This window comes from Phyllobacterium phragmitis, from assembly GCF_002980495.1.
Lineage (GTDB): Bacteria > Pseudomonadota > Alphaproteobacteria > Rhizobiales > Rhizobiaceae > Paramesorhizobium > Paramesorhizobium phragmitis.
The window spans coordinates 126,256-149,724 of sequence record NZ_PVBR01000006.1 but is presented as its reverse complement, the minus strand read 5'-3'; the positions used below and the strand labels follow the sequence as shown (position 1 = coordinate 149,724).

The window sequence follows — 23,469 nt, the reverse complement described above, 5'->3', positions numbered from 1 at the left end:
GAGTTACTCGTCACCGCCGGACTGGTCAAACGTGAGATAAGTGACAGCGATCAACGCGTCCGGACGGTCGTGCTCACGAAACTCGGCAAAGCAAAACTGAAAGAGATCTCGCCGCTGATTAATCGCCTTCACGCCAAGCTGGTTGAGGATATTGATGAGGAAGAGCTGGAGACCTGCATCCGGGTTCTTCAGAAAATGACGGATAAAATTTGTATAAACAAGATTTAACGCTCCGTTTGTTTCAAGATAGGCCGGAGCGGCACAGATGATCCTATCGTTCGACGCTAGTTTGCGTGCCACCAAGCTGGAATCCGTCAGAGCAGCGCTCCTGACTGCGACGTCAATCCCTTCGCGTGCAATATCGGAAATTGCGTCGGTAAGCATGAGATCAATACGCACGTCAGGATAGATTTTCATGAAGTCGAACGTCGTAGGAACGATGTGATATCGCCCAAAGGCAACTGAGGCCGAAACCTTCAGTACGCCGCGCGGACTGTCACTATCAAGCCCGACGTCTGCCTCGAGAGACTCAATACTATCGAGAATTTTGCGCCCTTTGCGGAGATACCGTTCGCCGGCGCCTGTGAGGGTCATGCTACGTGTCGTGCGAGAGAGAAACTGGGCACCAAGTCTCTCCTCAAGCTGTTGAACTCTCTAATTGCTGAATGAGACATCTTAAGACGACGCGCAGCGGGGGAAAAGCCGCCAGCGTCAATTACTGCAATGAAAATCGCCATGTCGCTACTTTTGTCCACGTCACTCACCTTATGATTTGTTCCTTAAAAGAACATAATATTCCAAAAAAGAGTCAATTCTAGCGGGTATTTTTTTGCTCTATCTTCACCGGGAAGTTGTCTCTGACGCATCTGGAGGTAGCATAATGAATACGCAGAATGGCCTTTCAGAAACAATCGTTGCACCCGACCAATATTTCTCACCTGGCGCAAATCAACCGTCTGCCGAAATGAGTGATTTGCGGACCTATTCGGACGAATTCATGATTTCCGGTTTATCCTTCGATGACGATGAAGTGACGATCAACTGGGATGATGGTCATGTTAGCAGATTCACCACTTTTCCGCTGCCGGCGATGTCGGCGGAAAGTCCGATGAACTGATCTGCTCAAGGGCAAGGATGATCACGTTCTTGAATTCCCTTGTTTTGCGCTCTGCCTCCTTTGGAGTTTGTGTTTTGTGGCGGGGATTTATCGCCGTCGCTCGTAGTGCTTTGGCGCACTGGATCGCAGTTTTCGGCTATTGCGGGATATTGTAGCGTAGGATTTGGTTGCGGGGGCACGCAACCTCCGATACCGACAATCGCTGGCAGTTGCCATTTAAAGCCAGCTTTAGGCCTCGCTATATTGGTTCGAAGCGGTCAAGGGGTTGAAATCGCCTCTAATTGGACTGCGATCTGTACCGGTTAACACTGAAAAGCGTGATTCTGTTGCCCCGACTGCGTCAAACGTTGCACCACGAAGCCCGCCGACTATAACCTAAATTCTGCATTTTGTTCTTGTGCGAGCCAGCCACACTGAGTTGCTCACTCAGGATTGGGTACCACTAAAAGAGGTTGCATGGACGCTATTGAAACGAACCGGCTTGTCCTCAGAAATTTCCGGAGCGGGGATGCGCTCGGGATTTACGCATATCTAAAAGAACCCGGAGCGAGTTGCTTTCTTTCCATGAAACTCGACGACATGGGTGCCGCTGAAGCGATGGTGGAAAACCGAAGCCGAAGCGATGATCACATCGCCGTCTGCCTGAAAGATTCAGGCGAGGTGATTGGAGACGTGTTCGCCGTTCCCGAAGAAGACACATTCGCGGTCGGGTGGAATTTCAACGGAGATTTCAGTGGTTGCGGCTTTGCTTCCGAAGCCGCCCGGGCTTTGTTCAGCTATCTGTTCAGCGTCAGAGGTGCCCGCCGGCTCTATGCCTATGTTGAGGACCATAACCGCGCCTCCCGGCGTCTGTGCGAGCGATTGGGGATGCGGCAGGAGGGGTTGTTTCTCGAATATGTAGCGTTCAAAAAGGACGACAGCGGGGAACCAATCTTCGAGAACACCGTGCAGTTCGCCATCCTGCGAAAGGAATGGCTTCAAAGCGGTGAGCGGTAATTCATTGCAAGATCACGCACCCCGCAACAAACTCGCATAAACGCCGTTGAGAGCCACCAACTGGTCATGGCTGCCCTGTTCCACGATGCGCCCCGCCTGCATGACCACGATCAGGTCAGCATGGCGGATGGTCGACAGCCGGTGCGCGATGGTGATCATTGTACGGCCCTTCGACATCCGGGCCAGCGCCAATGACATTGCGCGTTCGGTTCGGGTATCGAGAGCACTGGTCGCCTCATCTAGCAGCAGCACCGGCGGGTCGCGCAGGATAGTGCGGGCCAGTACCAGGCGCTGCTTCTCGCCTCCGGAGAAGCGGTAGCCATTTTCGCCTACCAGCGTGCCGTAGCCTTCGGGCAGCGACGCGACATGGTCGTGGATCTGGGCGATCTTTGCCGCCGCGAACAATTCAGCCTCGGTCGCGTCCGGCTTTGCGAAGCGCAAATTCTCCGCCACCGAAGCATGCAGCAGATAGGGCTCCTGCGAGACGACGCCGAGCATTTCGGACAACGATTGAAAGCTGAGGTCACGCAGATCGACACCGTCGAACCGGATCGCGCCGCTATCGACATCGTAAAGCCGCGCCAGCAGATATCCCAACGTCGTCTTACCCGAACCGGTCGGGCCGACGATCGCGACATTGCTGCCTGCGGGAATGGTCAGGCTGATGTCACGCACGGCGGGACGGCCATCCTCGCGATAGGCGAAGCTGACATGGTCCAGTTCCACCTCTCCGCGCATATCGGCACGCCGGATGGCAACGGGATCGGGCCGCTCGGTGATCTCAACCGGCTTGTCCAGATACTCGAAAATTCGGGCGAACAGGGCGCGCGTTTTCCGCGTATCGCGGCCGATTTCCAGCAACTGCTCGAAGGGCCACAAAAGTTGCTCCTGCAGCGTGATCATCGCGACCAGCGTGCCGATGGTGGCGGGATTGCCAGTCTGCATCAACAGCCCGCCCGCCAGCAGTGTAATCGCCGGCAGGACCGCCAACGCAAAGCCGATCAGCGACCATTGCCATTCCCCTGCGGTATGCGACTTCACTTCAAGTTTCGCCAGGTCGCCCGAGATGCGGGCAAACCGTTGCGTCAGGTGCGGTCCCCGTCCCATGGTGCGGGCGAGGATGATCCCAGAGGCCGACAGCGTCTCCTGCACGGCGACCGACATATCGGCGGCGCGAGCCTGCTGCTGGTAGGTCAGCGCCTCGCGCATCCGGGCCACGCGGTTGCTGATCAGGACCGTCCCCGGCACGATGAACAGAACGAAGAGTGCCAGTCGCCAGTCGAGGATCAGAATGGCGATGGCGGTCATGACGACCGCGCTGAGCGAGCGACCGAGTTCGTCCGCGGTTTCGGTCACCAGTGATTGCAGCCCGTCTATGTCACTGGCGATGCGCGATTGCACCTCGCCCACGCGCGTTCCGGTGAAGAACCGCAGCGAGAGGCTCTGGAGATGGGCGTAGAGTCGCACCCGCAAATCGTGCAGAACCGCCTGTCCGATGCGTGAACTGAGAATGACCTGGCCAGCGCCGATTGCAGCCGACAGAAAGGCGACAAGGACCATGCCCGCCACCAGCCAGACCAGCAGTCCGATATCGTTGCGTGGCAGGGCTTCATCGATGATCGCGCGCAGCAGGAACGGACCCGCCAGGCCGATCGCCGAAGCGACCACCATGAGCAGCATGACCGCCGCGATCCGCTTACGATAGGGCGCGACCAGCGCCAGCACACGCCGCATGGAAACATGCTGCGCGGCAAGGCCGTCATAATCGTCGGAGTCCTGGAGATGTACGGACATTGATACTCTCAGATGGAAACAGGCTGTTCCCGGCGCGGCAGCCGGATTTCGACGGCAAGGCCAGGGTTGTGGGAAGAAAGGATCAGCGCATCGCCTCCATGCGCCTGCGCGATCGCCTTGACGATGGGCAGGCCTAGGCCGGAGCCGCCGCCACTACGCCCCCGTGATTCGTCCGCGCGCCAGAATCGCTCGAAGGCGCGTGCGCGGCTTTCGTCGGGAAGACCGGGCCCGGTGTCGGTGCAACGGAAGAAGACGTGCTGTCTGGCCACGCCGGTCTCGACGTGCACCGTACTTTGCGGCGCATAGCGGCAGCAATTTTCGAGAAGCGCGACGAAGGCCTGTCGCATTCGCGAGCGGTCGGCGCTCGTGACGGCGTTGCGCAACGCCAGGGTCGTGGTGATCCCGGCCTTGCCGAACTGATCCTCAAGCGAGGTCAGCGCCGCCTCGGCCTCCACCGCCAGATCGAGACGTGAACATTGCAGATCGAGCTGCCCCGCATTGCTCAGCGCCAGCGTGCGCAATTCCTCCACGATGGCCGACAGATCGTCCACATGCTCGATGAGCCGGCCATAGAGCTCGGCGCTGGGGGTGAAGGCGCCATCCAGCAAGCCCTGCAATCGGCCACGCAGAATGGTCAGGGGGGTACGCAGTTCATGCGCAATTGCCGAATTCGAGTATTGCAATTCGGCCTCGGCGCGCTGCAGCCGCTCTGCCATCTGGTTGAAGTCGTCGACCAGATCGCTCGCCTCGCCGAAATTGCCACGGCGCAAGGAGGCGCGCGCCGAAAAATCACCCTCCGCAACCCTGCGTGCGGCCCCGGCGACCGATTTCAACGGTTCCACAATCCGCCGCGCAAGGATCCAGCCGAGCAATGAGGCGGTTGATATGCCGATCCCCAGGAGCAGGCCCAACGTGACGATATCACCGGTACGCAGGAAATCGTCGTCGATGAACTCCGGATAGAGCCATTCGTAGATGAAGAAGAAATACGCGATCAGCCCGAAGTAAACGACGGCGAAGGCAAGCAGGGTCAGTGCGATCATCGCGCGGACGATCAGGGAGTTCAGGTTTCTAGCCATGTGTGTTGTCCAGCCGGTAGCCGACACCACGAACACCGGTGAGCAATCCGTCGGCCCCGGCCGCCGTCAATTTGCGACGCAAATTGCTGACATGGCTGTCCACCGTCCGGTCAAGCGCCTCGCCTTCCGGCAGGCAGGCATCGACCAGTTCCGAGCGCTCGAACACCCTGCCCAGGCTCGCGGCCATATGGGCCAGAATGCGAAATTCGGTCCGCGTCAGGTCCAGCTTTACCGGCCCTTCCGCGCTTTCGACCTCCACGCGATAAGCCTGCGGATCTACGGTCAGCGGCCCGACGCGCAGCATCTGCTCGCTGCCGCGCCCCATGGTCCGGCGCAGGACGGCCTTGGCGCGGGCCACAATCTCAAGCGGGTTGAACGGCTTGACGACATAATCGTCGGCGCCGATGCGCAAAGCCTGCAACTTGTCGAGGTCCTCCGCCAGCGCAGTGACCATGATGACCGGCGTATCGCCGCGCCGACGGATCGCCGCCAGCACTTCATAACCGTCCTGTCCCGGTAGCTTGATGTCCAGCACCACAAGGTCGGGCCGCAAGCGCAGGTGATGAGCAAGCCCGACAGTCCCATCACCGGCGGTGATGATCCGGAAACCCTCACGCGACAGATAGGTCCCGATGATCTCAGCGATCTCCGGCTCGTCTTCAATAATAAGGATCAAAGCATTGTTCATGGCCATGTTTTCAATCTTTAAAACAATGTCTCCAAATGTTCACTTGGCTGGGACCGTGTTTTTCCTCAGGTTCTTCTCCCATGATTTTCGCGTGGTCAATCGACTGACGGCAATGTAAAGCACCGGCACAAAGAAAACCGCCAATAACGTCGCGGACAACATCCCGCCAAACACGCCGGTTCCGATCGCATTCTGGATTTCAGAGCCGGCGCCGCGTGCGATCATCAGCGGTACGACACCCAGGATGAAGGCCAGCGAGGTCATCAGGATAGGCCGAAGCCGCAACCGGGATGCCTGCAGCACCGCCCGGTAGAGGCTCATTCCTTCATTCCGCAGGTGCCGGGCGTACTCGACCAACAGAATGGCGTTCTTGGCGGAAAGCCCGATGATGGTGATCAAGCCCACCTTGAAAAACACGTCATTCTCCATCCCACGCGCCAGTACCGCCAGAACTGCGCCGAGCACACCCAGCGGCACGACCAACATGACCGCTAGCGGGATTGACCAGCTTTCATAGAGTGCCGCGAGCACGAGGAATACGACCAGCATCGAGGCGGCCAGGAGCATCGGCGCCTGTGCCGCGGATTGTCTTTCCTGCAGCGATTGCCCGGTCCACTCCAGCGCGAAGCCCTTTGGCAGCTGTTGAGCCAGACGCTCCATCTCGGCCATCGCCACGCCGCTGGACACCCCCGGCGCAGCCGAGCCTGAGATGCGAGCAGCTGGATATCCATTGTAACGCGACAGTTGCAGAGGCGTGGTTTCCCAGACAGGCTGAACGACTTCGGACAACGGAACCATGCCGCCGTCAATGTTGCGCACCTGGAGACGCAGTACATCTTCGACATGCATCCGGGCGGGCGCGTCGGCCTGCACCACAACCTGCTGAAGCCGGCCTTTGTGGGGAAAGTCGTTGACGTAGCTCGATCCAATCGCCGTCGAAATCATGTCGCTTATCGCCGAAAAGGGGACCCCAAGCGCCAGCGCCTTCTGACGATCGATCCTGAGCGCTATGCTCTGCCCATCGGGCAGGCCCTCCGTCATCACTCCGGTAAGCAACTTGCTTTCAGATGCCAGCGCGATCAGCTGGTTCTCGGCCACCTTCAGCGCTGCCGGACCGGAATTGCCTCGGTCCTCCAGCCGCAACGCGAAGCCAGACGTGGTGCCCAGCGATTCGATGGCGGGGGGCTTCATGATCATCGCCGTGCCTTCGGGGATATCCGCCATCGCGGCCTCGGCTGCCGCGATCTCTTCGTTCACCGTCGTCTTGCGCTCGCTCCAATCCTTCAGGCTGGTGAATGCTTGCGCAGCATTGGGACCAGAGCCGGAAAAGCCGAACCCCAGAATGACGATGCTTTCGACAATATCGGGACGGGAAGCGGTATGCGCTTCATATGTTGCGACGATCTCGCGCGTACGTTCGGCGGTGGCGCCGGCCGGCAGCTCGAACATGGCCATGAAATTCCCTTGATCCTCTTCCGGCACGAACGACGTCGCTACCCGTGAATAACCAACGCCCAGGGCCACCAGCAGCAAGGCATAGATGGCCAACATCCGCCCGCCACGCCGTAACATCCAGCCGACGACACCGGTGTAGCGCGCGGTCAGGGCATCGAACTTTCTGTTGAACCACGCAAAGAACCCACTCTTGGCATGACTGTTCGCAGGCCTTAGGATCGTAGCGCAGAGTGCGGGTGTCAGTGTCAGTGCGAGGAAGGCGGAGAACAGGATCGAAACCGCCATTGATATGGTGAACTGGCGATAGATTGCGCCGACGGAACCGCCGGCCATCCCCATTGGAATGAAGACAGCGGCCAGAACCAGTGTGATACCGACGATGGCGCCTGAAATCTCGCGCATGGCCTGACGGGTGGCGTCCCTCGGCGACAAGCCCTGCCGGGACATGATCCGCTCGACATTTTCGACGACGACAATGGCATCATCGACGATGATGCCGATGGCGAGCACCATGCCGAACATGGTCAGCATGTTGATCGAATACCCCGCAGCCATCATCACCGCAAAGGTGCCCAGAAGCGCGATTGGCGCAACAATGGTTGGGATCAGCGTGTAGCGGATCTTTTGCAAGAACAGCAGGATCACCAGGAAGACCAGCACCATGGCTTCGACCAGCGTCTGGATGACCTTGGTGATCGACACCTTCACGAATGGCGCGGTGTTGTAGGAGATCGTGACCGCCATGTCCTTCGGCATCGCGGTTTGCAACTCGGCCAGGCGCTTTTCGATCGCGGCTGCGGTGCTCACGGCGTTGGCGCCGGGCGTCATCTGGATCGCGGCCGCCGCCGCGGGCTTACCATTGCTGCTGACACTGAAAGCAAGTGTCTGTGCGCCGAGTTCCACCCGCGCAACATCCGACAGGAGAAGACGCGAGCCATCGGCCTGCACTCGCAACGGTATCGCGGCAAACTCCTCCGGCGTGTTCAACTGTCCATGCACAGTCAGCGGCGTCGAGATCCTCGTCCCCGGAACTGTTGGCTCGTCGCCGACCCTGCCGGGCGAAACCTGAGCGTTTTCGCGCGTGATGGCGGCAGTCACATCGGCCATGGTGAGGTTGTAGGCAGCCAGTTTCGCTGGATCCACCCAGACACGCATGGCGCGTTCGGAACCGAACTGCTGGACACGGCCCACCCCCGGCACGCGCTTCAATTCTTCGCTGACGTTGCGGGTCAGATAGTCACCAAGAGCCAGTTCCTCGGTGTCGCCACTGATTGACTTCAGCGTAATGACCATCAGAAAACCCGATTCAGCGGCTTCGACACTGACGCCACCGCGCCGGACCGCTTCCGGGAGACGTGGTTCGGCGTTCTTGAGGCGATTCTGCACATCCACCTGTGCCAGTTCCGGGTCGGTTCCGGGTTTGAACGTCACCATGATGTTGGCGCCACCGGTCGAGTCGGCAGTGGATTCGTAATAGAGCACGTTCTTGACGCTCGAGAGTTCCTTCTCGATGGGTGTGACCACGCTGTCATTGACGGTTTGTACCGTCGCGCCGGTATATGTCGCGAAGATGCCGATGCTCGGCGGCGCGATTACGGGAAAACGCGCCACCGGAAGCTGCGGAATGGCGACAAGTCCTGCCAACGCTATGAAGATCGCAATCACCCAGGCAAAGACCGGGCGATCGATGAAGAATTGTGGCATGATAATCTAACCTTTAAAGCTTGTCGGTCGCCGGTGCGGCATCTTGCGAGGCGGTAACCGGGGTAACGGTCATCCCGTCCTGCAGGCGGTCCTGTCCGCGAATGACGATTACCTCGCCCGCCTTCAAGCCCGACGTCACGACAAGACGCCTCCCTATGGCGTCGCCCAGGACCACGTCGCGTCGTTCGGCCCGCCCGTCGCCAGCCACGACCACGATCTGCGCCCCACCGGCACCGTTGCGAACGACGGCATCTTCCGGAACGAGCAAAGCATCGGGAAGGAGGCCACGTGGTATTCTCGCGCGGACGTACATTCCGGGCAGAAGCCGCAATCCGGGGTTTTCCACCTCAATCCGGACTGTTGCGTTGCCGGTTCCCGTATCCACCGTAACGTCCGACAGCACCAGCGTACCTGGACGGGGGTGTGGTTTGCCCTCCGCGTCGAGTATCTCGACCGGACCTAATCCTTGCTCGGCAGCAGATTGCAGTCCATCGAGCTTCGCCGCGGGCAGGCGCAGATCCACATACACACGGTCCAGTTCCTGCACCACAGCGAGCTCTGTCTGACTCGAAGTAGATGCGAGAGCGCCCTCGTCGGCCAGCGCGCGCCCGACATAGCCTTTGATCGGCGACCTTATGGTGGCAAAATCAAGATCGAGCTGGCGGCGACGAAAAACCGCCCTGGCCTCGGCGAGGTTAGCCTGCGCCGTGGCCAGTTCATTGCGCGCGTCTTCGTAATTCTTGCGGCTCGTCGCGTTGCTTGCAACGAGTGCTTCGGCACGTTCCAACCCTCGTCGCGCGTGCTCCACCGCCCCTTCGGCTCGGGTCAACCCTGCCCGCGCAGTTTCGAGATCGGCTAAGAGCAAGGCCGGATCGATTTCAAACAGGATTTCCCCGGCCTCAACCTGGGTCCCACCTTCCGCAAACCGCTTCTTGATTATACCGCCGACCTGGGGCCGCATCTCGACTCTTCGATAGGCGGCCACGCGTCCGGGAAGCTCATCGATTAAAACGACGCGTTCCGGTGCAAGCGTGGCGGTGGTGACCTGCGTGGGACCTTGCGCATCTGAGGAAGCGCCTTCTGACCCCGAAACCGCACCGCCCCGAAAAATCAACAACACTGAGAGGATAGATACGCAAACTAAAACGGCGATGATCAAAATGCGATGCGACATGGGACGTTTCCGGGTTGAGGTTTTCATCCGCTCACTGACGTGCGCCCTTCGATACCACGTCGAGAAATGGTGGAGATTTGGTGGAGACGTCGACGGTTTCGGCGACCGCAATCAAAGCCGATAATAAGTCGTTGGTGCGCCCGAGGTTGAGAACGCTAAGGCCGAGAGACCGTTCGAAAAGGATGCGATCACTCTCGGTTTTCGTATCGGATAGCGCGTCATCGAGTTGCAGGCACCTGCGCCAGCTGCCTTTTAGAGGCAGCAGCAGGCACCGATCCGCAACAATACGCTAGGAATCAAGGATGTTATCTGTTGGAACTGAACACTTCTGCGCACCCACTCCCATCTCACTTCTGACGGGGTTCCTCGGCAGCGGCAAAGCGACCGTGCTCAACCATCTCCTGCGCCATCCCGATTTGGCGCGCACGGCCGTCATCATCAATGAGTATGGAGAAATCGGCCTCGCAACAGGAAAAGCGGGGTCCGCGAGAGCACCGTGAACGGAGTCAGCTGAAACCGTTTTGCGGGTTCGGTACGCCCTGCGCATAGAGTTGCAAAGCGCCGCCGCCTTGCCCATTCTATTGAAACTATGGTGTTTTCCAAGTCTTCAACAGCATCCCCACAAATTTCTCGGCAGCTGGCGACAAGGTGCTACTTCTTCTTTGCACGATGCCTATCGTTCTCGATACGACAGGCTCGACGATTGGTCGTGACACCAAAAAGGGATGATCCTCTTGCGGTGTTGCAAGACGTGGTAAAACGGAGATACCCAAGCCTGCTTCGACAAGCCCAAGTGATGTATTAAGGTGTGTCACTTCGTAGGACCAGTTCAGCTTTAGATTGTGCCTCGCGAGCGCACCGTCGAGAAGTGTTCTGTTTCCGCTAGAGCGGTCCACAACCACCAGCGGATAAGCTTCAAGTTGGTTCCACTGGATCTTTTCAAACTCTGCCAGAGGGTGATCTTTTCTCATTGCAAGAACAAACGGATCGTCGATGAGCGGCTCAAACGAAAGGTCGGGATCGGAATTGCCCATGAGATTGATTCCAAACTCCACCTCGCCCCGCGCCACTGCTTGAAGGCCTTCGTTAGCCGTAAGGTCGCGAATTCGAAGACGAATGTGAGGATATTGGTCGCTAAACGTCCTGATGACGATCGGGAGAAAGTAAAATGCTGCTGTAGGGACACAGGCCATGGTGATGAGCCCGCGTCGTTGCGTGCCATCTTTCATAGCGAACAAGGAGCCATCGAACTCCTCAAGCATGCGCCTGACGAGCGGCATCACTTCCTGACCCATAGCAGTCGGCGCAACGTGACGTGTCGTGCGCTCAAGCAACGGTGCCCCGATAGATTGCTCGAGTTTTTGGATGCGCCGGGTCAACGCAGGCTGCGAAATATGAAGAGCATCAGCAGCCCTGTGGAAGCTCTCCAGTTCAACCACTGCTTGAAAAGCGCGAAGATCCAAGATTTCACAATTGATGCTCATATCGCAATAGACCTCCAAAAAATTGCATTTAACAAATAACCTAACCTTCCTCATATTGCAACAAATCGATGGATTGATCCACCAAGTGCAAGATTGAGGCGACCATGAATGATCTTCAAAAGATACCTTGTGTGCTGATGAGGGGCGGAACCTCACGGGGGCCTTTTTTTCTCGCGTCGGACCTTCCACATGATCAGGCTGACAAGGACGCGGCACTTTTGTCTATAATGGGATCGGGCCACCCGCTCCAGATCGATGGCATCGGCGGCGGAAATCCCGTTACGTCCAAGGTCGCGATCATCGGGCCGTCCAACGTGAAGGGTGCGGATATCGATTACCTTTTCGCTCAGGTTCGCACGGACCGCCAGTACGTCGACTATTCGCCCAACTGCGGGAACATGTTGGCGGCCGTTGGTCCGTTTGCAATCGAGGCGGGCCTTGTTCGGGGTCAGGGAAACGATACGCTCGTTCGTATTCACAACGTGAATACCGGCAAGCTGATTGAAGCCAAGGTTCCAACTCATGGCAATGAAGTCATTTACCTCGGCGACGCCTCGATTGACGGGGTACCTGGGCTGGCAGCGCCGATAGCTTTGACTTTCATGGATGCGGCGGGGGCCAAAACCGGTAAGCTGTTGCCCACGGGCAAGCCTGTGGACGTTATAGACGGCATCGACGTAACCGCAATCGACTGTGCGATGCCGATAGTGCTGATGCGTTCGACCGATCTAGGCCTTACTGGATATGAAGAGCCGCAAGTTCTGTCGAAAAATCGCGAGTTGATCGAGCGACTTACCCAGGTCCGCGTCAAAGCTGGCGTCCTTATGGGAATGGGTGACGTAACCGATATGGTTATTCCCAAACCTGTTCTCATTTCGCCAGCGCGCAAGGGCGGAACTCTGTCTGTGCGATATTTCATGCCCAATGAGTGCCATCCCGCACTGGCGACAACCGGAGCTGTCGGCATCGCCACGGCGGCGGTTACAGAGGGAACTGTGGCGTTTGAGCAGGCTGGCCAACCCGCTGTACCTGCCCAGATACAGATCGAGCATCCGGCAGGACGTCTCGATGTTCAACTCGAGATGAGAAATGGAGCAATAACGGCTGGTCTTGTCAGGACGGCACGCCGACTTTTCGAAGGATACGCTTTTGCTAAGCCTGCTGCGGCAATCGAAACCGCAGCTTAAAAGACAATAAAGTAACAGAACGACCGTATACAACCGGGAGGAGCCCCCTATGCGTAAATACCTGCTAGCAACCGCGGCGCTTTGTGCGTTCGCAGCATCGGCAAATGCTGAATCCGTAAGAATGAGTGTTGGATCGTATAATCTCAACAACCTGCCCTTTCCGGTGGCCGCCAGCCTTGGCTACTACAAGGACGAAGGGCTGGACGTCACAACCGAAAACTTTGCCCAAGGTGGTTCCAAGGTTCTACAGGCACTTATTGCCGGGTCAACGGATGTCGCTGTCGGCTTCTACGACCACACGATCCAGATGCAAGCCCAGAACAAGCACGTTGTCGGCTTCGTGATGCTGGCGCGAAACTCCGGACTGGTTCTCGCTGGCACGAACGATACCGATTTCGACCCTGCAAAACCTGAGACGATCAAGGGCAAAAAAGTCGGCATCACGTCGCCCGGTTCATCATCCGACTTCTTCATTCGCTACTACCTCAGGCAACACAATCTGAGTGAAGACGATATTTCCATCATTGGCGTCGGTTCTGGCGCGGCAGCCGTTGCTGCGCTGCAGCAGGGAAAGATCGACCTGCTGGTAAACTATGACCCGGCGGCCACGATTGTCATTGAGCGAGGGTTGGGCAAGATCCTGATCGACGCTCGTAGCGACCAGGGGGCGAAGGACGTCTACGGCGGCATCTATCCGACGTCCGTCCTGTATGCCACCCAGGAATACATAGATACGCACCCAGAAGTAATTCAAAAGGTTACCAATGCGACCGTAAAGGCGTTGCACTGGATGAAGGCGCATTCTGCCGAAGAAATCGTCGAAAAGCTTCCAGACGACTTCGTGTCTGGCGACAAGCAAACCTACATAAAGGCTGTGGAAGCTGCGAAGGCGATCTTCTCGGAAAATGGCAAGTTCGTACCAGGTGATCTGGAAACACCGTTGACGGTTTTGAAAAGCTTCAACGAGGCGGTCGCCAAGGCCACTATCGATCTCAACAGCACCTACACCAACAAGTTCGTCGAGGCCACGGCTTCGAAACCTGCGAACTGAGGACCTCTCAATGTCTTCGACAATCAGAAAGTTAAAGCCAGTGGTAGAGGTTCAAGCCAAATCGATGGTGGCAATTGATGACGTCACGATGGCGTTTGGTACGTTCGTCGCTGTTCAGGACGTGAATCTTAAAGTCGGCGATGGGGAGTTCCTCTCCATCGTCGGACCGACGGGTTGCGGTAAATCGACTATCCTCAACGCAATCGCAGGCTTGTTGAAGCCAGCGAAAGGTGCAGTCTCTATCGACGGCGCTGCTGTCAACGGCGTTCAAAACAACATCGGCTACCTGTTCCAGCAGGACGCTCTCCTTCCCTGGAAGACGGCATATCAAAACGTCGAGCTAGGCCTCATGTTCAGGGGAATGCCGGAAGCAGAGCGGCGCGTCAAGGTGCTGGCATGGCTGGAGAAAGTTGGCCTGAAAGGTTTCGAAGCACGCTTTCCCCACCAACTCTCCGGTGGTCAGCGCAAACGTGTGCAGATGGCTCAGGCTCTCATCACTGAGCCAAAGGTCATCTTGATGGATGAGCCCTTTTCAGCGCTTGACATCCACACCAGACACCTCATGCAGAACGAGCTTTTGAGGCTTTGGCAGGAAGACCGCAGGGCAGTCGTGATGATCACGCACGACCTCGAAGAGGCCATCGCATTGGGTGACCGGGTTGTCGTCCTGGCCGCAGGTCCGAAAAGCCGCGTTATCGAAAGCTTCCCTGTCGATCTCGAGCGTCCGCGCAACGTCGCGGAAATCAAACTCGATCCAAAATTCATAACTCTATACCGCGACATTTGGGCATCCCTGCGCGGCGAAGTGGAGAAAAGCTATGCACGCCATTAACATTCGCCTCATCCAGGTTGCGCTTCTGGTTGTCATTCTGGGTGGCTGGCAGCTGGGCGTTTCCACCGGGGTAATCGACCGCTTTTTCTTCCCCGCCCCATTCGACATCGTCAAACAGGTTGTCACGTGGATTGCGGACGCGGGTTTCTACAAGCATGTCGGAATCACACTGAGCGAAACAGTCCTGGGTTATCTGATTGGTACAGGCCTCGGTGTAGCGGCCGGCGTATGGCTTGGACTAAGCCCATTCGTCGCACGCGTTCTCGATCCCTTCATCAAGGCTGTCAATGCAATTCCACGCGTTGTCCTGGCTCCGATCTTCGTTCTGTGGCTGGGATTGGGCCTCTGGTCTAAAGTTGCACTTGCAGTCACGCTCGTGTTCTTCGTTACCTTCTTCAATGCGATGCAGGGCGTCAAAGAAGTGAACCCGGTCGTTTTATCGAACGCTCGCATCCTCGGCGCGAAACGAGCCCACCTTCTGCGACACGTGTACTTCCCTGCTGCCGCAAGCTGGATCTTGTCTTCGCTCCGCACCTCTGTCGGCTTTGCAGTGGTCGGCGCAATCATCGGTGAATATCTGGGTGCGTCGGCGGGCCTCGGCTACTTGATTGCTCGCTCTGAAGGTAACTTCGATGCCGTCGGCGTGTTTGCTGGCATCATCATCCTGGCAATCTTCGTTCTTGTCATCGATCTCATACTTGATTTCGTTGAGAAGAAATTGATCACCTGGCGACCAAATGCGGGCGAAGAACGCCCTGCATAGGAACGCGATTTACAGTCAAGGAAGGGGCGGCGGATTGGCTGCCCCTTTCCATATGGATGACTATTGGAGCAGCAGCCACTTTGGTTCATGTCGCCGCACTACAACTCTTAATTCCTGATGATTCTCAGAATGAGGTAAATTCCATCAAGTTAATGCCCGCGAGATATGACGGCGGTACGCTGCGTTTTCGTTCAGGCGCTCAACGTAAGTTTCAAGATTGGGTAACGAGGCCTTGTCTTGCAACAAGCAATATCGATATGCAGAGGGAGCGAAGGTCATGTCTGCCAATGTCAGGTGCTCGCCAGCGAGATACCTGTTGTTACCAAGCCAGGCGTTGACCTGAGCAAAGGGAGCCATGGCTGATTGTCTGGCCGCATCGTCGGCAGTACCAGCTTTCATGGCCTTTCGCAGACGCGTCAGCGGCGGCGTCAATGAGATCGACGACCAGTCCATCCAGCGATCGATTTCCGCCTTTTCTCCTACCTCCTGCGGCCAGAGAGAACTGCTATCCTGAAGGCTGGCTAGATAACGAAGAACGGCGTTGGATTCCCAGACGATCACATCGCCGTGGCGAAGGACGGGAACCTTGCCGAACGGGTTCATCTGCAGAAAATCCTGGTCGTCGTTGCCGCCGAACTTGCCGCCCGTCAAAACGAAGTCGAATGGCAGCGTCAGTTCGTCCAGCAACCACAAGACCTTGGCGGTGTTCGAGGAGTCCCGCCTTCCATATAATGTCAGCATCACAATATCCTCCGGTTAGTTTTGTACAGCGCAACGGGCGATGACCGGTGCAATTCGATCATCAGGAACCAGCGCCTGGATTTCACGAAATATGTTGGACGCGACCTCTGCACCCAGAAGTGTGTGGGCACAATCGATGAACTTCTTCTCGAGTTCGTCGTCCGACATAGGATTGGTCGGTCCGCGACCGAACTGGGTTGACGCGACACCTTCCAGTACGCGACCATCGGTCAGCGTGACGCGCACCGTACCGCGATAAGCATCGGCCTGCTGATGTCCGACGGCTTGCGTCTTTGCCAGAAGCGCCGATATTTGCGGCGTGAGAAATCCCTCGTCCTCAAAATCCGCAAGGCAGATCTGACCGCTGACAAGCGCCTTTGCCGTCAGGAACTGAACGCTGAATTTGGCATCGAGGCCGGATTTGGGTATTGGGCGGTTGGTGTGCGCCAGACGCCGCTCGTGGGTTTCGATTTCGATCTTCTGGATCGAGTGCTCATCGAAAAGACCATGGCGATTGACGATCTTGAGCGCTGCGTCGATTGCGGAATGCGCGCTTCCGCAGCAGGGATGCTGCTTGATGGCGATACCCGGCGCCAAGATTTCCAGCGGACCATCCCAGCCATCGAGAATTGCGTGTTGGTCATAGGTACCTTCACCGTTGAAGAGGCGGAAGAAACCGTAATTATGTTCGAAGGCTTCAGGGTTCGAGTTGAGACCACGCTCCGTGAGAAGCGCCGCAAGCAAGCCGTGGTAAGCGGCCTGGCCTACATGCAGAGGCTTTACCGGTGTGCCGAAATTCGATTTCAGCCCAGACGCCATGGAGACCGCCATGGCGAGGCAATTTGCCGTCTGTGCGGTATTGAAGTTGAGAAGCCGTGCTGCTGCTGCCGCCGCACCAAAAATCCCGAGCGTCGCCGTTGGATGCCAGCCCTTGTCGTAATGATGAGGAAGCAGACCGCGAGCGAGGCGTGTTTCGACTTCGACGCCTGTGACATATGCCTCGGCCACCTGCCCGAAACTGGCTTTCTTCTGTTCAGCAAGCGCGAGTATCGCCGGGAGGACGGGAGCAGATGGGTGTCCGCCCATCGTGGTGCTGCAATCGTCAAAATCGAGCGCGTGCGCCGAAATTCCGTTGAGGAGTGCGGCCTGAAGGATGGATGCCCGCTCCCCTCGTCCCCAAAGCGTTGCCACGCCGCCGGCAGATCCGACTTCACAGACATCCTCCACCGCGTCGATGAAATCGCTGCGGCATCCGGCAAACGCAACACCGATCGTGTCTGCAGTGGCGCGTCGCGTTATCAGCAGCGCTTCGGCTGGCAATGAATTGAGGGTCAGTGCACAGGCGCGCTCCGCCAGCATGTGGGAAAAACTCATGAAATGTCTCCTAAACCTTGAAGCGGAGCACGCCTTTCAAAGCGCGCACGAACGCTCCATCTTATTGAACCTGCGCATGTTTCGTATGGATGGGCTGTGGTTTCCGAAGCCATGCATCACCGCTTGCTGCGTTCTATGGCGGAGGTCAGCATGCCCACACGAGGAAGCGTATCGAGCGTCATCAATTGCTCAAAAACCTCATTGACGCCTTCGTCGGTCAGCGTGCGGCTGGCGCAATCCGTAAACTTCGCCCGCAACATTCCGGGGGGCAGCGGTGTTTCAGGACCGCGCCCGACCGGTGCATCGACGGAATGGGAAAAAACCTGACCGTTCGACAGGGTGACATGAACTTCACCGCCATAGTCGCTGGCATCGTCGGGAAGATTTTCCATCCGCATCAAGCCCATGACACGCAGCACTTGGGGATCGTGCAGGGCCGCGTCCTCGAAGTGATCAAGCAGAACCGCACCGTTCACGAGACCTCGCGAAACTACATAGGGCAACGAGAACTTGGCATTGAGAGCCGTGGTTGCGGGGTTGCGGACATGCGGCAACATTCTGCGCGGATGCATACGCACCAGAACATTGGTGATTTCGCCAGGATCGCTCAACGGACCCTGATGCAGCGCAATGGCCGCGTCGATGGCGGCGTGTACGCTGTAGACGCAAGGGTACTTCTTGATGGAAATTCCCGGTTTGAGCAGATCGAGGGGCGCGCCCCAATCGCTCAGCATGCGCGTTGTGTCAAAATTACCAGGACCATTGAAGACATTCAGGAAGCCTTGCGGGTGTTCCAGCGCGACGCCTGAACCATTGACCCCTTTTGCAGCGAGAAGCGCTGCAAAAAGGCCGTTGCGGGCCTGGAAGCCTGCATGAAGCGGCTTGGTGTCTGTGCCGAAATTGGCCTTGATACCCGCGGCCGACGACGCGGCAATCGAAATGGCATTCGCTGTTTGACCCGCGTCGAGTTTCAACAGGTGGCTGGCCGCAACGGCAGCACCGAAGATGCCGAGCGTCGCCGTCGGGTGCCAACCCTTTTCGTAGTGGTAGAAGTTGACACCGCGCGCGATGCGCGTCGCAGCCTCTACACCAACGATATAGGCATCGACAAACTCGCGACCCGTTGAGTTAAGCGTTTCTGCAAGGGCAAGCAGTCCCGGCACGATGATGACGGTGGGATGACCCGACAGCGACTTGCTGGTGTCGTCGTAATCGATCGCATGACCGGACGTGCCGTTGACAAAGGCCGCATCGAGCTTTCCAAGCCGCATCTTGCGGCCGAGCACAAGGCACGGGCCCTCAGTCAGCATGCCCGGCAATATCGACCTTTCCGTCGTTTCGGTGGCAGCCCCAATCAGCGCGCAGCCGATCATGTCTGCAATCGCATCTCGCGCCCAGCCGATGGCTTCTGGATCAAAATCCTGGGGAACCAGCGCAACCGCGCGTTCGGCAAGTTGTAAGGACAAGGACATAACGGTTACACCTTCTCTAATTTTGAATGACGGGTGGTTGCTGAACCCAGCATCAGCTTTCCGATTGCGGCTGTGGAGGGTTGGTCGGACAAAGCCAGCAGTGCGGATAAGAGCCGTCTACTCTCTTCGTGTGTCAGCACCTCAGCAGTGCAGCCGTGGAATTTGTCCGCGAATTGTTCGTCGCTCAGGGGGTTGGAGGGACCTCTCCCCATGGCGACGCTGTCTTCAGCGCTCAGTTTCCGACCGTCGGCCAGCACCACTTCCACCTGGCCGAAGGACAGGTCTCCGTCCTCGTGGGGTTCGAGCTTCACCTTTGTGGAGAGCGCTGCGACCGTCTCATCCGCTATGGCGCCCGCTGAGAAATCGGAGAAGCCGATCGTGTTCTGCAACAATGAACGGGCCGTGAGATATTGCGCGCTGAACTTCGCATCGAGCCCATCTTTTGGTACGGGCCTGTCGATGTTGCGTAGCCGACGGCTGTGAAGCCTCACTGTTACCGAAGTAACGTCGTCCGGCTGATCGATTTGGACGCGCAGCTGGCCAGCGGCGTCGATAGCCGAATGAATGAAGGCGCAGCATGGATATTGCTTGATCGCTATACCGGGTTCTAGAAGAAGGAAGGTTCCTTCCAACTCTGCCAGCACCACTTGCCACTCCCGCGAGGGGCCGCCGCAGTACGCGGCGATGAAACCGAAACGATGTTCGAGAGCCGTGAGGTTGGCCGAAAAGCCGTGCTCAGCCAATAACGCGGCCTGAAGACCGTTTCTGGTCGCTTGTGCGGCATGTAGGGGTTTTGCCATCGTGCCGGAGTTTGCGCGCAAACCGGACGAGCAAGAGGCTGCAATGGCGATTGCCGTCGCCACCCCATTTTGATCGAGCTGCAACAAATGGCTGCACGCAACGGCAGCGCCGATCACGCCGAATGTCGCGGTTGGATGCCATCCACGGTCGGCATGGGCAGGATTGCAGATCTTTGCAAGCCGCAGCTCAGTTTCAAGGCCAGCAATATAGGCCGTCAGCAATTCGATTCCCGAAGAATTCCGTTCCTCCGCCAAGGCGAAGAGTCCTGGCACAATAGACACGGACGGATGGCCATCCATGACCAGATGGCAATCGTCGAAGTCCAGCGCGTGTGCAGCTACGCCGTTGATCTGCGCCGCATTCAGCACGTGCCCGGTCTCGTTGCTGCCCCACAATCCAGCCTTGCCAATCCCAGCAGGTAATATTGCGCGAAGGGTGTGCACCGCCTCGTCCGATGCGCCCGCCAGACCGCAGGCAATCGTGTCGGCGAAGGTGCGCGAGGCCCAATCCATCACCTCTTTAGGCAAAGCTCGGCTATCAAGCTCCGCCGCAAAGCGGGCCAGCGCCATAGTCAACGATGACATCTTAATCTCCGATATTCGCGCCGACGCGCTAGTGCTTTAGAATCTGGTCAAGGAACGTCCGGGTGCGCTCATGCTTGGGATTGAAGAAGAATTCCTCCGGCTCCGCTCGCTCCACGATGTTTCCGTCGGCCATGAGAATGACGTTATCGGCAACTGTGCGAGCAAAGCCCATTTCGTGCGTTACGACGATCATCGTCATGCCGCTCTCGGCCAGTTCGATCATCGTATCGAGCACTTCCTTGATCATCTCCGGGTCGAGCGCCGATGTCGGCTCGTCAAACAACATGATTTCCGGTTCCATACAGAGCGAGCGGGCAATAGCCACGCGCTGTTGCTGGCCCCCTGAAAGCTGGAGTGGATATTTGTGAGCCTGCTCCGGAATGCGCACCTTGCGCAGGAAGTGCATCGCTCGCTCCTCCGCATCCTTGCGCTTCATGTGGCGAACAAGGGTTGGACCGATGGTCAGGTTCTCCAGCACGGTTAGATGCGGGAAAAGGTTGAAAGACTGGAACACCATGCCAAGGCTGCTGCGGATGGCGGCGATATTCTTGACGCTATCGTTCAGTTCGATTCCCTTGACGTATATATCGCCCTTCTGATGCTCCTCCAGCCGGTTGATGCACCGAATGAGCGTAGACTTGCCGGACCCCGAGGGGCCGCAGACAACAACGCGTTCGCCTTTTTGAATTTCCAGCGATATCTCATTGAGAACCTTGAATGCGCCGTACCATTTGGAAACAGCATTCATCTGAATGACGGCCGATGAAGTAGAGTTTATCGTCACGGTATGCCCTTTCATGATCTCAGATACGACCGACCGCAACCCAGCTCTCGACGCGGCGCGCATACATTGAGAGCGCCAGACCGAAGACGAGATAGACGAGTGCAACGAAGAGATAGGCTTCAATGTAGAATTGACGCCACAACGGATCCTGCATGACAGCAGTCGTGGCGGTCAGAATATCAAAGAGGCCGATGATGATGACAAAGGAAGTATTCTTCATGGCGGCAATGATGTGGTTGGTCATTGCCGGCAAGCATATGCGCAGTGCTTGCGGCAGTATGATCCGCCGCGTGGTTTGCCAGTACGTCATATTCAACGAAGCCGCCGCTTCATACTGACCACGCGGGATCGCCTGAAGACCGCCGCGAATGACCTCTGCCTGATAGCAGGCAAAGAAGACAGCGATGGATAGCGTGATACGCAAAAGCTTGTTCACCTCCATGCCCGCAGGCAGGAACAGCGGAAAAATATTGACCGCGACGAAGAGAATGGTGATCAGCGGCACGCCGCGCAGGCTTTCGATAAAGACCACGGAAAGTCCGCGGGCGACCGGCAGCGGCGCGCGACGCCCTAGCGCCAGGAGAACCGCAATTGGCATGCCGAAAAGCACCGAGCCCGTGAAAAGTATGATGGTCAGTGGCAAGCCACCCCATTCGCTTGTCGGTACATAGGGCAGGCCTAACACGCCACCGAACATCAGAACGGCGATTGCCGTGACGGAAGCAATCCACATTGGAATGAGTAGTGAGCGCTTCCAGCAGGCCGGGGTCAGTGACGCTATGACGGTGGCGAGATAGATGACAATCATCAATACAAGCCGCCAATGTTGATCGTAGGGATACATGCCGAAGAGGATCGGGCGATGTTTCTCCACGATGACCGCCCAGCAAGCCCCCCCTGCATCGCGGCAGACTTGCGGGTCTGCCGCCACCCAGACCGCATCCAAAACGGCCCAGTGCAGGAGAAACCACAGAGTGCGGATCGCAATGGCTGCGACCACGATCGTCAGTAATGTCTGGCCGATGCTGCTGAAGAAATGGCGGCGCATCCAACGCCAAGGGCCTGAAGCCAAAACCGGAGGGAGTTCGGCGGGATGTTCCAAAATCTCGGATGTGGCCATGTCAGCGCTCCTTGATCTCAACGAGGCGATTGTAGAAATTCATCACCAGCGACGTGACGACGCTTATCGTGAGATAGACGACCATCATGATTGTGACGGCTTCAACCGCCTGCCCTGTCTGGTTCATGACCGTGTTGCCGATATTCACTAGATCCGGATAACCGACCACGACGGCGATAGAACTGTTCTTGCTGAGGCTCACATATTGGCTGGTCAGCGGCGGCACGATGACGCGCAGAGCCTGAGGCAAAACGATGTAGCGCGTGATGTACCAAGGCTTCAGGCCAATCGTCTTGGCAGCTTCGATCTGCCCGCGTGGCGTCGCCTGAATGCCGCTTCGAACGATTTCGGCGATGAAGCCGGAGGCGTACATGGAGATGCCGAGCAGCAGCGCCACGAACTCTGGAGACAGAGTAGATCCGCCCGAAAAGCTGAAACCTTTGCGTTCCGGAATGCTCATGTCCAGCGGCGCGCCCGAAAGCAGCCAGACCAGCAGTGGAAGACCTGTGATCAGCAGTAGCGACACCCAAAGGCTATCGACATGCTTGCCTGTAGCGTCGTTCCTTCGCCGGATAAATCTGGCGGCAATGATGGAGAGAATGACTCCTGCAACGAATGCGACCAGCATCCATACGTGTGAGGGATCGGCATTCGGCATCGCAACTGTAAGGCCTCGGTTGCTCAGGAAGCCAGCGCCCCACAATTCGACGGCACCACGGGGCGGCGGCAGGTTGCGGATCACCACGGACCAGAAGATGACCTGAAGAATGACCGGAATATTTCTTACGATCTCGACATAAAAGCCCGCCACCTTCTTGAGAAGCAGGTCGTTGGAACTGCGCGCGATACCAACGGTAAATCCGAGGATCGTCGCGACAATGATGCCGACACCACTGACCGCCAGCGTGTTTAACAGACCGACGGCAAGCGCGCGGAAGTAGCTGTCGCGTGCGGAATAGTTGATCAGCCTCTCGCCGATCTCGAACTGCGATACTTCTGATAGGAAGCGAAAGCCTGTGGCGATATTTTGCGCACGCAGATTCTCGACGACGTTTGAATAGAGGTAATAGCCTGCAAGCAGGACGAATATGGCAAGGATCACCTGATAGAAGGCGGAGCGAAACGCCTGACTATAGACTACGCCCGCTATCTGGCTTCGACGGGTCGACCCCCTGCTGGATGAACTGGAAAGAGACATTGTCGTTCCTTGAGGAAGGGCGACGGCAAAACCGTCGCTCAAGGGAATAGACCGCGCCGAAAGCAGCGGCG

Annotated in this window: 21 protein-coding genes and 1 pseudogene; 7 read left to right on the top strand and 15 right to left on the bottom strand. The window is 57.5% G+C overall.

The annotated features are described in order from the left end of the window. Positions 1-3: 3 nt before the first annotated feature. On the bottom strand, positions 4-594 hold the full coding sequence (locus C5748_RS28835) for a LysR substrate-binding domain-containing protein (protein ID WP_105741841.1): 591 nt from the start codon (positions 592-594) through the stop codon (positions 4-6). Next, positions 591-737 carry a hypothetical protein gene (locus C5748_RS29460; protein WP_425350236.1) on the bottom strand — a complete coding sequence of 49 codons (147 nt, stop codon included), beginning with the start codon at positions 735-737 and terminating at the stop codon, positions 591-593. The genes C5748_RS28835 and C5748_RS29460 overlap by 4 nt, the downstream gene beginning before the upstream one ends. Positions 738-880: 143 nt before the next feature. Here C5748_RS29460 and C5748_RS10250 point away from each other — a divergent pair, with 143 nt between their 5' ends. Then, complete coding sequence (locus tag C5748_RS10250) at positions 881-1,117, top strand: hypothetical protein (RefSeq protein WP_105741840.1); 237 nt, start codon at positions 881-883, stop codon at positions 1,115-1,117. 456 nt (positions 1,118-1,573) lie between these two features. Continuing rightward, entirely contained in the window at positions 1,574-2,113 is a 540-nt protein-coding gene (locus tag C5748_RS10245) for a GNAT family N-acetyltransferase (RefSeq protein ID WP_105741839.1), read from the top strand. 12 nt (positions 2,114-2,125) lie between these two features. On the opposite strand, the gene C5748_RS10240 is transcribed toward C5748_RS10245, so the two are convergent. The 5 genes from C5748_RS10240 to C5748_RS10220 are packed head-to-tail and all read right to left on the bottom strand — an operon-like array spanning position 2,126 to position 10,007. Next, a complete protein-coding gene (locus C5748_RS10240; RefSeq protein WP_105741838.1) occupies positions 2,126-3,907 on the bottom strand; it encodes an ABC transporter ATP-binding protein in 1,782 nt (593 codons plus the stop codon). A gap of 8 nt (positions 3,908-3,915) precedes the next feature. Further along, positions 3,916-4,986: an ATP-binding protein gene (locus C5748_RS10235; RefSeq protein WP_245428975.1), complete on the bottom strand. Its 1,071-nt coding sequence runs from the start codon at positions 4,984-4,986 to the stop codon at positions 3,916-3,918. Next, entirely contained in the window at positions 4,979-5,674 is a 696-nt protein-coding gene (locus tag C5748_RS10230; protein ID WP_105741967.1) for a response regulator, read from the bottom strand. The genes C5748_RS10235 and C5748_RS10230 overlap by 8 nt, the downstream gene beginning before the upstream one ends. A 39-nt stretch (positions 5,675-5,713) precedes the next feature. After that, a complete protein-coding gene (locus C5748_RS10225) occupies positions 5,714-8,833 on the bottom strand; it encodes a multidrug efflux RND transporter permease subunit (RefSeq protein WP_105741837.1) in 3,120 nt (1,039 codons plus the stop codon). 13 nt (positions 8,834-8,846) lie between these two features. Beyond that, positions 8,847-10,007, bottom strand: coding sequence for an efflux RND transporter periplasmic adaptor subunit (locus C5748_RS10220; protein ID WP_105741836.1), 1,161 nt, complete (start codon positions 10,005-10,007; stop codon positions 8,847-8,849). A gap of 302 nt (positions 10,008-10,309) precedes the next feature. Between C5748_RS10220 and C5748_RS10215 the strand changes: the two are divergent. After that, positions 10,310-10,471 (top strand): annotated as a pseudogene (locus tag C5748_RS10215) (GTP-binding protein); the annotation flags it as partial. A gap of 123 nt (positions 10,472-10,594) precedes the next feature. On the opposite strand, the gene C5748_RS10210 reads toward C5748_RS10215, so the two are convergent. Beyond that, complete coding sequence (locus C5748_RS10210; RefSeq protein ID WP_105741966.1) at positions 10,595-11,491, bottom strand: LysR family transcriptional regulator; 897 nt, start codon at positions 11,489-11,491, stop codon at positions 10,595-10,597. Between the two features lie 104 nt (positions 11,492-11,595). On the opposite strand from C5748_RS10210, the gene C5748_RS10205 reads away from it, so the two are divergent. From C5748_RS10205 to C5748_RS10190, 4 genes are read left to right on the top strand one after another with little or no spacing between them, the layout of a single operon-like run. Continuing rightward, a complete protein-coding gene (locus tag C5748_RS10205; RefSeq protein ID WP_105741834.1) occupies positions 11,596-12,678 on the top strand; it encodes a 4-oxalomesaconate tautomerase in 1,083 nt (360 codons plus the stop codon). Between the two features lie 49 nt (positions 12,679-12,727). After that, the gene (locus C5748_RS10200; protein WP_199194753.1) at positions 12,728-13,729 is read left to right on the top strand and encodes an ABC transporter substrate-binding protein; all 1,002 of its coding nucleotides are present in this window, start codon (positions 12,728-12,730) and stop codon (positions 13,727-13,729) included. A gap of 10 nt (positions 13,730-13,739) precedes the next feature. Next, entirely contained in the window at positions 13,740-14,561 is an 822-nt protein-coding gene (locus C5748_RS10195; RefSeq protein WP_105741832.1) for an ABC transporter ATP-binding protein, read from the top strand. Further along, entirely contained in the window at positions 14,548-15,324 is a 777-nt protein-coding gene (locus C5748_RS10190; protein ID WP_105741831.1) for an ABC transporter permease, read from the top strand. The genes C5748_RS10195 and C5748_RS10190 overlap by 14 nt, the downstream gene beginning before the upstream one ends. Before the next feature lie 144 nt (positions 15,325-15,468). Here the strand turns inward: C5748_RS10190 and C5748_RS10185 are convergent, their stop codons facing one another. The 7 genes from C5748_RS10185 to C5748_RS10155 form a co-directional block, all read right to left on the bottom strand. Then, positions 15,469-16,065 carry a glutathione S-transferase family protein gene (locus C5748_RS10185; RefSeq protein WP_105741830.1) on the bottom strand — a complete coding sequence of 199 codons (597 nt, stop codon included), beginning with the start codon at positions 16,063-16,065 and terminating at the stop codon, positions 15,469-15,471. A 15-nt stretch (positions 16,066-16,080) separates the two neighbouring features. Then, entirely contained in the window at positions 16,081-17,439 is a 1,359-nt protein-coding gene (locus tag C5748_RS10180; RefSeq protein WP_105741829.1) for an MmgE/PrpD family protein, read from the bottom strand. Between the two features lie 116 nt (positions 17,440-17,555). Then, positions 17,556-18,911 (bottom strand): MmgE/PrpD family protein, encoded by a 1,356-nt coding sequence (locus C5748_RS10175; protein ID WP_105741828.1) that lies wholly within the window; start codon positions 18,909-18,911, stop codon positions 17,556-17,558. A gap of 5 nt (positions 18,912-18,916) precedes the next feature. After that, complete coding sequence (locus C5748_RS10170) at positions 18,917-20,296, bottom strand: MmgE/PrpD family protein (RefSeq protein ID WP_105741827.1); 1,380 nt, start codon at positions 20,294-20,296, stop codon at positions 18,917-18,919. A gap of 28 nt (positions 20,297-20,324) precedes the next feature. Continuing rightward, a complete protein-coding gene (locus C5748_RS10165) occupies positions 20,325-21,095 on the bottom strand; it encodes an amino acid ABC transporter ATP-binding protein (protein ID WP_105741826.1) in 771 nt (256 codons plus the stop codon). Positions 21,096-21,099: 4 nt separating this feature from the next. After that, entirely contained in the window at positions 21,100-22,200 is a 1,101-nt protein-coding gene (locus C5748_RS10160) for an amino acid ABC transporter permease (protein WP_105741825.1), read from the bottom strand. A 1-nt stretch (position 22,201) separates the two neighbouring features. Continuing rightward, positions 22,202-23,398, bottom strand: coding sequence for an amino acid ABC transporter permease (locus C5748_RS10155; RefSeq protein WP_105741824.1), 1,197 nt, complete (start codon positions 23,396-23,398; stop codon positions 22,202-22,204). Between the last annotated feature and the right edge of the window lie 71 nt (positions 23,399-23,469).